We start from the raw sequence: 13,830 nt of genomic DNA on the forward strand, positions 1-13,830 counted from the left end.
AAAGCGTCTCCACAGAACGTTGACGGTTGACATTTTCTGGACACATTTGTGAACTGTGGTTGTTCAAAAACTTCAATTGATTGAATGACTCACGTTGAATCGAAAATAACGGTAGGTGATTGGAATAGCATGTATTTTAGATCCAGTCCGCAGCGGCCATTTGTGAACGTGGTGGGAGGCGTATGTTGCATCGTTCCCGTATTGTTAAATTCCATTGTTGAGGCGTGAAGTATGACTATTCATTCGGACGAGCACCGATCTACTGAAATTCTATTCAAACAACGATCCTCTGAATTGCTTTCTGATCCTGACGAACTTGTTCGCAAATTCGAAGAATTGGCGGTTCGCGAGGGCGAATACATAACTAAAATTGAGAAGCTCGAAGAAGAGCTGAAAGCGGTAAATCAGTTTGCATTCGAAAAGAAAAGCGTACTTTCTGAGCAGACGAAAGCCCTTGGAAGTGCCAGGGCTTCGTTGGAGGCATATCGGGATGAGAACAAGCGACTCAAAGAGGACTTGAAACGCGTTCGCGGATCTAGCTCTTTGGCGCTTGGAAAGGCGCTTCTCTCGCCGATTCATTCGGTGAAGAAGCTGTTCGAAAGCGAGGAAAAGCGGCCCGATAGACCTAGCTCAGCTACGTCAACACCTACCGAGTCTACGAAACCGTCGCAGGCTAAGTCGCCAGACAATATAGGCAAAACGCGCGCGCTTGCTGAGATAGAAATGCCCGAATCTCACGCGTCTGCTGTGTTTTCGGTGGGGCGGAATGGAGAGACAGACCAGGATGGCCGTCTGGCTAAGCTAGCGCAATCGTTTAACGAAACCCGAAGCGCGATTGATCTTGCGAAGCTCTTGACTTACCAGTGGTATGTATGTGGCATGGTGTCCGAACCCGCCCGAGTGCTCGCCCGGAACAACAAAGTCCGTGAAGCTCTTGATACGAAGACCAGTATCTTGGCTGCACGGATAGTGGGAGCTGCCAACATGAGTGAGGCTCAAGAACTGATCCCTGCTCGAGCGAAAGGTCCGGTGTATACCCCCGAACGCGAACGCGTGATGTATTGCGCCCATTCGACTCCGATGTTCAACTCGAATGGCTATTCGACACGGACCAGGGGGGTGGTAGCCGGTCTTGCGCAAGCTGGAATCGATGTGACGGTGGTCGCCCGCGCCGGGTACCCGTGGGACTCTGCAGTAGATACAGTAGTACCAAATGAGACTCGTTATGTTTCTGAACTAGACGACGTCCGATATGTACATCTGCCTGGACCCAACCTCAATAATTATCCACTTGACAGATATACGATTCAGGCAGCGGACTCGCTAGTGCGCGAAGCGAAGCTTTTGCGTCCATCGATTATCCACGCAGCATCTAATTTCCGCAATGCGCTTCCGGCACTAATCGCCGCTCGCCGTCTCGGGCTTCCGTTCGTATATGAGGTCAGGGGACTATGGGAGGTCACTGAGGCTTCTAATAAAGAGGGTTGGGATGCTACTGAGCGATATAGTCTCATGGCAAACCTCGAGACGCTTGTGGCGACAGAAGCTGATGCGATCTTGGCGATCACTCAGGAAGTCGCTGATGAGCTGATTGCTCGAGGCGTCACCGCGACCAAAATCAAGATTGCTCCAAATTCAGTGGATTCGAACTCATTCCTTCCGCTTCCTGTTGACGCGGAGTATGCCAAGAAGAGAAACATTCGAACGGACGTCCCAACCATCGGTTTCGCTGGGAGTCTAGTTGAGTACGAAGGTTTGGACACCCTGTTGGAAGCGGGCAAGATTCTTGACGAGCATGATCGAGAGTTCCAAATCGTGATTGCCGGATCTGGCAGCTACGAGGCTGAATTGCGCAAGAAGTGCGACGACGAAAGAATTCGGAACGTCGCATTCACTGGACGAGTGCCCATCGCTGAGATGCGTAGATTGTACAGTTTGTTCGACATCATGCCATGCCCCCGAAAATCGTTGCCAGTTACAGAAATGGTGTCTCCACTCAAGCCGCTTGAATCCTTCGCTTCCAGTAAGGCAGTAGTTCTCTCAGACGTGTCTCCACATCGAATTTTGGCTGGAAAAAACGAGGAGCGGGCGTTGCTCTTTCCTGCGGGCAACGCCGAGGCATTGGCGGCGGTACTGGAACGGCTCATAGACGATCATGAACTAACAGAGGAGCTCGGCCGGAGAGGGCGGCGCTGGGTACGATCAAGTCGCAGTTGGACGAGTCTAGGACTGAACATCCGAGAGTGGTACCGCGAAGCACGTGACCACTACGGTAATGCGATAGATATCGAGTGTAGGTCTCTGGATCAGTTGAAGGTCGGAGTCATTGCCGATGAATTCACCCGGAAGACTCTTGCAGGGTCCGTCAACGCAGTGCCGCTCGGTCGACGCACATGGAAAAACCAACTTTCCGAAGTCAAGGTCGACGCGGTATTTATCGAATCGGCTTGGGAAGGCAACGAAGGTGAATGGCATCGCGGGGTCGGCTATTACGGTGACGATGAGAATAGGGATCTTTGCGACTTAATTTCCTATTGCGTCGCCCGCAGCATTCCGACGATTTTCTGGAATAAGGAAGACCCGGTTCATTTCAATAGATTCCGTCGTACGGCCGCTCGATTTGACTTTGTATTCACTACGGACGCAAATATGGTGCCTCTCTACCTTTCCACGGAATGGGCAAGGACCAAAGTGGCCGCTTCATTACCATTCTATGCGCAACCGAAGATCCACAATCCTCTACCTGGCGAAATTCCTTATGACGAATCGGTAGCATACGCAGGGACGTATTACGGTGATCGGTACAAAGAGCGGTCGAAGACTTTGACCGCAATTCTGGCGGCGGCTCAGCCTTATGGGCTGAGTATTTATGATCGCCAACTGGCATTCGCGGATTCTCCATACAGTTTTCCGCGGGAGTTCAAGGCGAACGTCAAAGGGGCTCTTCCCTATGACGCAGTTATCGATTCATATAAAGCCCATATTGCTCACTTGAACGTCAATTCAGTTGTCGAATCGCCTTCGATGTACTCGCGTCGTTTAGTCGAGATTCCGGCAAGCGGTGGTGTGGTACTTTCCGGACCGGGCCGTGGCATCATTGAAACATTTGGAACTACTATTCCGGCCATGAGCGACATGCAGGACTGGCGTGCCCTACTCCATTCGTGGACGACGGATCCAGTGGAGCGAATTGCAGAATCATGGATGCAGTACCGATCCGTAATGAGGGCACATACTGTGGACACCGAGCTCACGGTCATGTTCCGAATCGCTGGCATTCCGGTGGCGGGCCCCGCGCTTGATACCTACTCGATTGTGATTTCAAATGAGTCTGACGAAACAATCGATGATGTGATCGAATCACTGGTTAGCCAGTCAGTTCTTCCCCATACGGTGTTCGTAGGGTCAGATGTGGAACGAGTTCGCGAGTATTTCGCTGGTACTGCTGTCCTGGTACAAACCCTCGATAAGGTTGAGGCTACTGCCAGCGATTGGATAGGTGTACTGTCGGGCCCAGTACCTCGTACTCATTTTGAGGATTTGCTGTACGCGGGGCGCTTCGGCAATTGGACTCGCATAACTGCTAAGCAAGCTAGCTGGACAGATCGTGGCTCAACAATCGCACGAAGAGTCAATCAGACCACTAGCAAGGAAGGATTGATCCGCACCTCAGAAGTGAATCTAACTAAGAGTTTATACTCACAACTCTCGGTAACAACCGGCTCGATAATCGAATGGATAGTTCCAAGACTGAGACTGGAAGACGGCAATGCTGCTCCGGTGTGCACCGAGCACTCAGCGACGGAGCTTACAGTTGTCGTAGCCAGTCATGACCTCAAGTTTGCCGACAATATTATTGACGAGCTGAGGAGCGCAGGCCACCGCGTACTCATCGACAAATGGGAATCGCATACGTCTCATGACGAAGCTACATCGCGTCAATTGCTCGACCGCGCGGATGTGATCTTCTGCGAATGGGGACTTGGTAACGCAGTATGGTATTCGAAGAACAAATTACCGCATCAGCGCCTAGTCATACGTGTCCATTCCCAAGAATTGCGACGCCCGTATTTACAAGAACTGACGATGGTTAACGTCGATGCCTTCGTGTTTGTCGGAGAGCTAACCCGTCAAGCCGCTATCAGCGGACATAATATTCCGGCAAATAAAACGTTCGTGATTCCCAACTTCGTGGACAACGATGGATTGAAGCAACCGAAGTATTCGAAGACTGAGAAGAATCTCGGCTTAGTTGGTATCGTTCCGAAGTCGAAACGTATGGACCGTGCTCTGGATATTCTTGAGAAGCTGCTAGAAGTCGACACGGAATACCGACTGTTCGTCAAAGGGAAAGGGACAGGCGACTATCCGTGGCTGAAAAATCGACCGGACGAGATAGAGTACTACGACGCTCAGTACGCTCGTGTAGAGAGCATCAATAGGAGATTTCCGGGCTCTGTTATCTTCGACAAGTTTTCATCAGATATGTCGGAGTGGTATAGGAAGATTGGCGCCGTCTTATCGGTCAGTGATTTCGAATCTTTTCACTACACCATCCCGGACGGAGCTGCGTCGGGCGCAGAACCATTCTGCTTGGCGTGGCCCGGTGCTGACCTCTTATATCCCGACGATTGGGTTTACGACAGTATAGATGATATTGTTTCTGCCATTAGTCAGCGGCAGCCCGGTAGTGAAGACGCTAACCGACAATTTGTATCGGCTTATTTTAATGGCCAGGAATCCACGGCGCTGCTCCTTAACATGATTGTGGGAGGAAGCTCTCCTCTGAAGTAAAGATAAATTCACATTTGGGAATTCAGGGCTCAAAGTGTCGATCTACTGAAAAGTGCGGACTTTTGACCTGAAGTTCAAAATGCATTGATAAATGTAATGTGAATTTAGTTAATCACTATGTGACTATTGATCAATTCATCGTGAGCCTGGGTCGAAAGAACCTGGGTGTAACAATATGCATCCTTGGCTGGCCTCGAGAACCGTAGTCGCCAACGGGATCAGCAGGTTCGGTCAGCTCTCCGTTCCTGTCTCCACCCACGGCGTATTGTTCTTTAAGCCTTGTCCTGAGTTGCTTTACTTTAGACAATATGAGGGAAAGATGCGGCTGGGCCTCCGTGCATCAAAGCATTCGTGGGTTACCCAGCCACAGACACCCTCCTACCGGGAGCACCGGTTTCGGGTGTGTACTGGTGGAGCCACATTTGAGCTCTTGGAGGTCCCGACTTGCTCAAGACTACCTTTATCGGACTCGGTTCACGCGAAGACTGTGACTGCAGCAGCGCTGAACGCGAACACTGGCGCGATCGACCGGGCCACGATGCACGCCGACAATCTCACAGTCGTTTCGTGAGTGAAGACTCATGGGGTGGACGTTGCGGTCACTTACGAGGTCGGACCGACAGGCTACGGACTCGCTCGAGATCTGACAGATCGCGACATCGCATGCACGGTTGCGGCGCCGTCGAAACTTCTTCGAGCCCCGGGTGATCGGGGCCTGACACGGAGTGGGACACAGCCGTGGGCGTGTGATTGAATAGTACCTGAGAGGTGCCCCTTTCTGAGCGGGAAATGGAGACTTAGAACATCACCATTTTCCCCGTCCGAAAGGGGCATTTCCATTTCACGCAATGCCTGATCCGGCTACTTGCATCGGTGGGTCAAGGTTAAGCCAAAAAAGGGTTCCAGCCGATCGGATTATATTCCCTAGTTCTCGACCGTCTCCAGCCGAGCATGGTAATTCGGGGCTAGTCCGACACCGCGAATTTTGCGCGTGCATGCTACAGGTAAGATACTAGTGATACATAAACACCCCAAGCCTCAAAGTCTGCACATAGGAGTACTCGGTTTGAAGATTTCAGTCATCGGATGCGGATACCTAGGTGCAGTGCATGCTGCTGCAATGGCATCTCTGGGACACGACGTCATTGGCATCGACGTTGACGAGGTCAAGGTCGATGCCCTGACCGCGGGGCTTCCGCCCTTTTTTGAGCCAGGCTTGAGTGAACTACTCCTCGCAGGTCAGGACCGCGGAAGCCTCAAATTCGCAACCGATATCTCGCAGGTTGCAGGCGCGAAAGTTCATTTCATTTGTGTAGGAACTCCGCAGAAGGCCGGCGAGTTCGCTGCAGATGTCACGTACGTTGACGCGGCTGTGGAATCTCTACGTCCACATTTGGACACCGACTCTATCGTTGTAGGGAAGTCGACGGTACCGGTCGGAACTGCTGAACGCCTTGCTGGTGCCATTTCAGAGTCAGGGGCCTCCCTGATGTGGAATCCAGAGTTCCTGCGCGAGGGGCATGCCGTCGACGACACGCTACACCCGAACCGCCTCGTATACGGTGTTGCCGATGGCGAACCGGGGAAGCGGGCGACCAGATACCTCGACGAAGTTTATGCCGAGATGCTATCGGACAGTCTTCCGCGTTTAATTACGGATTTCGCTACTGCGGAACTGGTCAAAACCGCAGCGAACTCCTTTCTCGCGACGAAGATCTCTTTCATAAATGCGATGTCTGAACTTTGTGAAGCTTCAGGCGCTGACGTCACTCAGCTTGCGGACGCTATAGGAATGGATGACCGCATCGGACGCAAGTTCCTCAACGCCGGACTTGGATTCGGTGGGGGTTGTTTGCCCAAGGACATTCGAGCGTTCATGGCGAGAGCAGGCGAGCTCGGCGCGGATCAGGCTGTGGCGTTTCTGCGCGAAATTGATTCGATCAATATGCGTCGACGAGTTCGCATCGTGGATATCGCTCGTGATGCCCTGCATGGGTCATTTATTGGGAAGAGGATCACCGTACTTGGTGCGGCGTTCAAGCCCGATAGCGACGACGTTCGGGACTCCCCTGCTCTGGCAGTCGCTCGCCTCATAGCCACCCAGGGTGGAGTGGTAACCGTGACGGACCCCCAAGCGATCGATAACGCTTCGAAATCGTTTCCCGAACTCAACTATGTAATCAACACCTCCGACGCGTTGCTCAATGCGGATGCGGTGCTTCTGCTCACCGAATGGCGCGAGTATCAAGATCTTGACCCGAAGCAGACAGCTTCGCTCGTCGCCGGAAGGATCTTGATCGACGGCCGTAATGTGCTCTCTCCTGAGCTATGGCGTAAGGCGGGCTGGACATATCGAGCTCTTGGCCGACCGTGAATGCTCAACAGGCGCGGCGTATATCTCGAACCGAGAGACTCCAACTCAGGAATGTAACAAATGCATGGAAAATACTCAATCAATCGCATTGCCAAGCCGCTAATTCGCGAGGGCTTAACGTGATGTCTAGCGCAGCAGCTTAGAGGCCGGTACTCTAGCCGACCGTTGCAAGAAAGTGGACTCCTGTTGCCCTGGAGGAACTGAACGAACGTAAAGAACTGCGATGGAACTCGCCAGTTATGACAGGGATCGGATCCTGAGGTCGCCCGATTTATTTCTTGCAACTGGTGATTGCTTGAATCAAGCGCAGGTTCCTGTGAAGGCAATTCAGATGGACTTAAGCACGGCGGTTGGGAGGTCTGAAGCAAAAATAATACGAGTTGAAACTGCTGGAGGTAAGCGCGGACGCTAAAGGAGTTTACGCAGTTTAAATCTTTCCGAATGCAGACACTCAGATATTCACAACGAGAAGAAGAACCGTAGTCTGTACGAGTATCGACTAACCATCTCGTTGGATCTTACAATTTTGAACTGCAATTTTCGGATAATCCGCGGTTTAGTAGTATGAAGAAACAAGATAAATACGTAATGGACTCATGATTGGCTCGCGCAGGCAGATCCAAATCAGTAGCCGACAGTTGGAACCCGAAGAGCCCGCTGAGGATCCTGGCTGTCGCGAGATGCCGAGAGCACGAGGCACCGTGATATTATCAACAGGAGTCTAAAGTCATGCGCACAGTAGCGCAGCACCATCGTGAAAGGGCCAGTGGTGTGGAAGATACCTTATCGTTTAATCTCCCGACTGCAGCAATGGAAGTGGTACCGGGGATTAGAGTTACAGCGAGTGTAAGTTCAAAGAGCTATATAGCCTGCTTCTCATTTGAAGGGCCAGGTGTTCGTGTTGAATCAGCGGAAGAGACGCCGATAGGTCTCTATTGGTCAAAGACGCTGAATTCTCCGTTTCAGTATTTTAGTGAGATAGAATTTGAGCCCTCGGAGTCCTATCAGATTGTATATCTAAAAAAATTCCGACCGCCGCTTGGCGCGAATAAGATCAAGATTAAAATACTTCCGTGGTCACAAAGTGCTGGTTCGACGCTATCACCATTCTCCGGAGTAATTCTAGAAACCAATATACTCGATCGTCCTGCAATCATTATGCCAGAAGAGGTAGATCATTTTGGAAACTTTTGACGTATCTGTGGTCATAGGGTTTCGCGATTGGGGTGCTGATCGCATAAGGCGGTCGGCTAGCAGCATAATGCAAGCATTTAATGGCGTCTCTGGCGAGTTGATAATATCGGATTATGGTAGCGTTGATCCTGAACCTGTGAAACAGGTGGCTGATCAAATCGGCGCGAGGTATGTGTATACTGCTGGCGACCCAGTCTGGTCACGTTCAAGAGCTTTGAACGCCGGTTTCGCAATTGCGCAGGGCGAACTACTTGTTTCGACCGATGCGGATATGTTGTTTTCCCCTAAATCAATTAGAACAATTGTTGAGACCGCCCGAGAAGCTGAAGATTGCGCGCTATTCTTGCAATGCAGGGATTTGCCGCAAAGTATGGATGATGAATTCTTTTCCAATCATCCAACGGTCGACTGGGTACAGCTGGAAAGAGCGGGTCGCCTTCGTCCGCGTTGGGGCATGGGCGGCATGATGGCCATCCCCGCTCGCGGATTCGAAGTAATACGTGGATTCGACGAGCGTCTTCATACCTATGGCGGTGAAGATTTGGATTTTGCCCAACGAGCTCGACGCGCTGGATACCGTACGGTTTGGGTCGATGACCCGGAGGTCCGCATGTATCACATGTGGCACCCGCCAACTATCCGCACAGTTGAACAAACAGAAGCTGGCCGTGAAGCGGTGGCCTTCAATAAGCAGGTTGTCTACAAAGACAAAACGTTTACGAGAAATACATTGGCGTGGAATTGGAAGCCTAAGGGTGCGGCCCCGCTGGTTAGTATAGTCTTTGCTACTAAGAATCGCGCTGACCTTCTCGTTGAAGCTATACGCTCTGTATTGATCCAATCAGTTCAGGACTTTGAGGTGATAGTCGTCGATGATGGATCGGACGATGATTCGACTCAGGTGGCTGTCGAAAGCTTCAACGATAATCGAATCAGATACTTCAAGCAGCCATCCGAGGGTATTTCCGTCGCACGAAATCTCGCGCTAGCTGAAACTCGAGGGTATTTTACAGCAGTAATGGACGATGATGACATCATGCCGCCACAACGGCTTGAATGGCAACTTGAGTCTATCACCGCTGACCATGTCGGCTCAGCTGGTTCATTTGTCAACTTTGATGATGAAACCGGCGAGTTGCATCTGATCGTCTCTAGGCTACCTACAATTGCCCAAGCCGCTGAAAAGGGCGGAGCTCCCGGGCACGGGACGTGGCTAATAAGAACCGACGTAATGAGGTCCATTCGGTACGATGAAACTCTAACAAGCGGTGTCGACAATAACTTCTTCCTTCGTCTGCTTAGGTCTGGATATAAGATTGCACATTGTGGTAAACCTGTGTTACTAAGACGCCGCCATAAAAGTCAGGTGTCCGTAGTTGACAATTCGAATCAGGGAGATGCCGCGAAGCAAGCGCTTCAGTACTTCAATTTTGGGCTGGGTAAGTGGCACTTGAAACAGCTTGCCGAAGAGGCTAAGGAGTTGAGCTATCCACAAATCGGAGAAAAAGCGGATTATATTCGCAGTGTGCAGTCTTATCTGCCAGATTCGCTTGTGCGACGTAATGCTACGGTGCGAGTTACAGACGATATAAAATTCTTGCCACGTTTTGATGGCTCTCCCTATTTTCAAAGACTCAGTCGCGATGGGTTGACTCTGTCTGCGCGATTAACAGTATTGAACGCCTCATACTCTGATCTGGTTTACTTAATGTCATTGGGACGCGACCTTGAGGCAGAACTTGTCGAATCTGAAAATGACGCTCTATCACCGAAGACTCAAGCAGGCTGGGTGCTCTCCGCACTTGAGGACTACCTCGAGCAAACTCCCACAGGAGAGGCGGTCTCTATACACAGGAACAACGAAAGTTTCAACGGTGAAGTCCATAGGGGTGTCAATTACGAGATGATTAGTGGTGAAGTTACTGAGTCTATAAATATATGCCGCCACGAAATCGGAGATGCCGTGGAAGTGCCGGTGCCGTGGGTAGTTTACGGTCGAACTGCTAAGGAGTTTTGGTCATGAAATTGACGTGGCAAGGGACAAACTACGCTCAGGTGGGTTTTCACAGCGAGTTGCATGAGTACGATGCGGCTCCGCCTGTGTCCTCACTGCTGATGGACCGAGCTCCTGTATCTATTAATCCTGAACGCGAAGCTATCGCCGGCTATCTCGCCTTCGGGCGGTGGGTTAGTGGAGATTTACAGCTGCCACATAGGTTGGGCCCAAATACTGCCGCGGCTATTGAAAACGACTTAGATCATGTCCAGGTTAGGCCCGGACCCATCGAATATTATCCAAAGCCGTTAGAAATCGGTCTGCGAGAAGTCGAACTGAATTTCGACACTAAATTTCCAACAGTCGCTGATTGTGCACTGACTATATTGCCTGCATCAGAGTGGTCAGGTTCTCTCCGATCATTGCGGTCAATGGCGATAGCTTCTAATGCGTTTGTCTTAGACGCGGCTGCAAGCTCGTCCTCTGTGTCAATACGTGCCAGGCTCGCGGTTGCCGTTCTGTTTGCAGGCGATCTTTCCGCTGATTCTTTCGTTATTAGCGCGGATATCGAAGAGCGGGAGAAGCAAAAGTTGGGGAATCTGTTGCTCTCGGTGCGTCTGGGCGTGCGTTTTGTTGAAAGATGGTGAGTCCAAAGGATTCAGTGGATTCGGCTCTGGAGTTCGGCCCATCCGCTTGTTGGGTGGGTGGTTTAACGGTCGGAAGTTGTTCATGATGTGGCGCGCAAGGGAAAGCATGACGTAGGATCGCTGAAACGGCCGTGAAAGACTCGTATGCTTTAAGTGATAATCCGCATCTCAATGAAAGATGAGCGTGAAATGCAGACTGTTGGTGTGATGGGCGGAAAATGGCACATGCCTCTGAGCTATCCTGGCGAAATTGAGGGTAATGCCGGCGACATGATACATACGATGGCGCCTCTGGAAATTCTTTCCGGCAGTGTCTATTCGTCAGACCCGATGTTTAAGCTGTCGGGCGCCAGAACGTTTCGACAGTTTGTCAATGATCGCGGAACTCACCTTGTAATAGTGTTGGCGAACATTTTACGGAATGGCAGAGAAGATGGTGCTAGTTATGCTCGGTTGCAGAACGCTTTAGAAAAGTACAACAAGCCTATTGTCGTTTTTGGCCTTGGTATGCAGTCAGCTACTACCAATATTGAGGACGTCTGGTTACCGCGAGAAGCTGTGGAGTTAATGCAGTTTCTGTCGTCGCGTGCCCCATTGCTTGGGGTTCGGGGAGAGTTCACCAAGCGTGTACTCGTTGAATTGTGCGGCGTAAAGAATGCGTTTGTGACTGGTTGTCCCTCCTTATACAGTCGTCCGACAGCGATTCGGGATTTGTGGGAAATGCACAAAGAAGGGGGTACCAGATTCGATAGGCTTCGGGGCGTTGCTTCTGCCAATGTCACTAATCTGGCACGGGAGTCCGAGCGTCGTATCTTGGCATCGGCCATTCGGTCTAATCACTACCTAGTCGAACCGGTCTCAAGGGTTGGTTATGAATATCACGTCGCACTCCAGCGAGGCGAAGATGCCGAACTTCCATATTATTTCAAAGCTATGTTGAAAGATCGGTCTTATGGCTTGTCCCGTAAAAGTGTGGAGTATTACTATCGCTCGAATTATCGATACTTCCGACATACAGCACCCTGGTTGGAGTTCAACTCCGAATTCTGCAGCTGGAGTTACGGTTCACGGTTCCACGTAAACATGGCGACGCTATTAAGCGGAAGGCCGGCATTGTGGTTGACCCATGATGCTCGCACAGTGGAGTTGACATCTTTCATGGGCCTCCCGAATTACGACTTGGAGTCCGCTTCGGAACTTTCCGAATCCGAACTGTATCGCGAGATGAATCTAGATCTGTTGTTCGATAAAATACCGTGGTTATTTCAGAACTTTTCCACCTATCTTTCGGAGAATGGTCTAAATGGTGTAGCGTCGCCAATCTGAGTTCATTTATATATTCGGTCAGTTCTTACAAGGGTTGGCGGAGCTACAGCAGCTCTTGGCTTTGTGGAGACGGGCGCTTGTGAGGCGCGCATATTCGATGTAGTCGATCAACTAATGGGAGTAAAGATATGGAAGCGTCTTTTACAGGAGTCAGATGGGAGGGGACTACTCTCTCGTTTGATGCGGATTTGGGTTCTCTTTCTAAGGAGTTATGGATATCGCTGCCAGCGGGGACTCCGAGGCCAAACGATGACCTAATTGCTGGGTTCTTTGCTTCCCTGGCGGGTCCGGAGTTGGATAGTATCAACATGGAGCTATCCGTGTCTCCCGCAATCGTTGACGTGATTGAAGAATTTTGCGGTTGCAAAGTTCATTGTGATCTTGCAATCGAAAGTGTTGACTGGCGCACGGGCTTCGCTGAGCATGCTGTTTCGTTTTCGGGGGGCTTCGACTCGCTTGCCGCTTGGACTCTGCTCCCCGGGGATCCGACACTGATTTCAATGGATTTCGGTGGTTGGTTTAAACGAGAGACCGAGTTTTTTGTTGAGTTTAGTCCTCAGGTTGTCAGCACGAACTTCCGAATGGAAGGTTTTGGCCGTCGAAGCTGGATTTTTATGCTCGCTGGTGTGATTTTGTTAAAGCAGCATCTGAATATTGGTCGCTATACGACTGGAAGCATTCTAGAGAGTTCTCCTTGGAACTATCGGAAGAATATCGATCAGACATTTAAAGCCGCTCCTTTGTTGCATGGTTTTGGGTTTGAGCAAGTTAATACCACTCTTGGGATAACTGAAGTCGGTACGACTTTACTTGCTATGCGTCATTACCCCAACCTGATTGGTCGATCGCTTGACAGCTTAGCCGCTCCGGGCAGTGGCAAGAGTCTGCGGAAGCAAATGCTTGTTGAATCGCTTTATCGGGAAAAAAAGGCGGACTTGAATGTTCAGCCCGTGGTGGCCTCCGTGGATAGTCCGCCATTGAAGTGGGGCCAGAGTCTTACTGATGATATGTTGACTCCATACATGATTAAGCATTGTGGCCTGGAGGCATCGCGGCGATTGATGGCAGATATCCCTGATGACGTCATTTCACTAGCTCAGAATAGTAGGCTTCACTTCTATGAGCGTTATCATACTGGTTTATACATGGGCATTCCTGAAGAGATAGGATCTCACCTCAGGGAAACGCTTTATGATTCTGGCATAGTGCCGTTTACTGAACTTGACTGGTTGGAGTACCGAACTCTTACCGAGCTGCTGTCCGCGTACCATGAACTGAATATTAATTGACTTTTGTCGGATAGTGTTGGTATCGCGGTGGTGTTCGGTGTTTAGGATTGGTTTGAGACAGAGATAGCATTTTCGCGGCCGGTAGTCGGTTCGCGAGTTTCTCGATCGGTGGATGGTTAGGTTCACTATTGTGCGGTCCAACGTGGTCAGTATCCTAGCGAGGCTAGATGGCGGAAGAAGTCAGCCAGTTCGTTGCTGGCCAGAGTGTTT

7 protein-coding genes are annotated in these 13,830 nt (G+C 50.7%); all 7 read left to right on the forward strand.

Annotated elements, in window-relative coordinates; genetic code table 11:
- Nucleotides 1-231 precede the first annotated feature (231 nt).
- A complete protein-coding gene (locus tag HF684_RS02880; RefSeq protein ID WP_169251276.1) occupies nt 232-4,794 on the forward strand; it encodes a glycosyltransferase in 4,563 nt (1,520 codons plus the stop codon).
- A gap of 1,066 nt (nt 4,795-5,860) precedes the next feature.
- A complete protein-coding gene (locus HF684_RS02885; RefSeq protein ID WP_169251277.1) occupies nt 5,861-7,168 on the forward strand; it encodes a UDP-glucose/GDP-mannose dehydrogenase family protein in 1,308 nt (435 codons plus the stop codon).
- 729 nt (nt 7,169-7,897) lie between these two features.
- Nucleotides 7,898-8,362 carry a hypothetical protein gene (locus HF684_RS02890; RefSeq protein WP_169251278.1) on the forward strand — a complete coding sequence of 155 codons (465 nt, stop codon included), beginning with the start codon at nt 7,898-7,900 and terminating at the stop codon, nt 8,360-8,362.
- Nucleotides 8,349-10,385 carry a glycosyltransferase gene (locus HF684_RS02895; RefSeq protein ID WP_169251279.1) on the forward strand — a complete coding sequence of 679 codons (2,037 nt, stop codon included), beginning with the start codon at nt 8,349-8,351 and terminating at the stop codon, nt 10,383-10,385. The genes HF684_RS02890 and HF684_RS02895 overlap by 14 nt, the downstream gene beginning before the upstream one ends.
- Nucleotides 10,382-11,005, forward strand: coding sequence for a hypothetical protein (locus tag HF684_RS02900; protein ID WP_169251280.1), 624 nt, complete (start codon nt 10,382-10,384; stop codon nt 11,003-11,005). The genes HF684_RS02895 and HF684_RS02900 overlap by 4 nt, the downstream gene beginning before the upstream one ends.
- A gap of 171 nt (nt 11,006-11,176) precedes the next feature.
- Nucleotides 11,177-12,331 (forward strand): polysaccharide pyruvyl transferase family protein, encoded by a 1,155-nt coding sequence (locus HF684_RS02905; RefSeq protein ID WP_169251281.1) that lies wholly within the window; start codon nt 11,177-11,179, stop codon nt 12,329-12,331.
- A 320-nt stretch (nt 12,332-12,651) separates the two neighbouring features.
- Nucleotides 12,652-13,620: a hypothetical protein gene (locus HF684_RS02910; protein WP_169251282.1), complete on the forward strand. Its 969-nt coding sequence runs from the start codon at nt 12,652-12,654 to the stop codon at nt 13,618-13,620.
- Nucleotides 13,621-13,830: the final 210 nt, after the last annotated feature.

Origin of the sequence: Brevibacterium sp. 'Marine', assembly GCF_012844365.1 — a bacterium.
Taxonomy (GTDB): domain Bacteria; phylum Actinomycetota; class Actinomycetes; order Actinomycetales; family Brevibacteriaceae; genus Brevibacterium.

What these genes read in the sequence shown, in the direction of transcription:
- HF684_RS02880 (WP_169251276.1), top strand. Translation starts at nt 232, where the DNA reads ATGACTATTCATTCGGACGAGCACCGATCTACTGAAATTCTATTCAAA.
- HF684_RS02890 (WP_169251278.1), top strand. Translation starts at nt 7,898, where the DNA reads ATGCGCACAGTAGCGCAGCACCATCGTGAAAGGGCCAGTGGTGTGGAA.
- HF684_RS02900 (WP_169251280.1), top strand. Translation starts at nt 10,382, where the DNA reads ATGAAATTGACGTGGCAAGGGACAAACTACGCTCAGGTGGGTTTTCAC.
- HF684_RS02905 (WP_169251281.1), top strand. Translation starts at nt 11,177, where the DNA reads ATGAAAGATGAGCGTGAAATGCAGACTGTTGGTGTGATGGGCGGAAAA.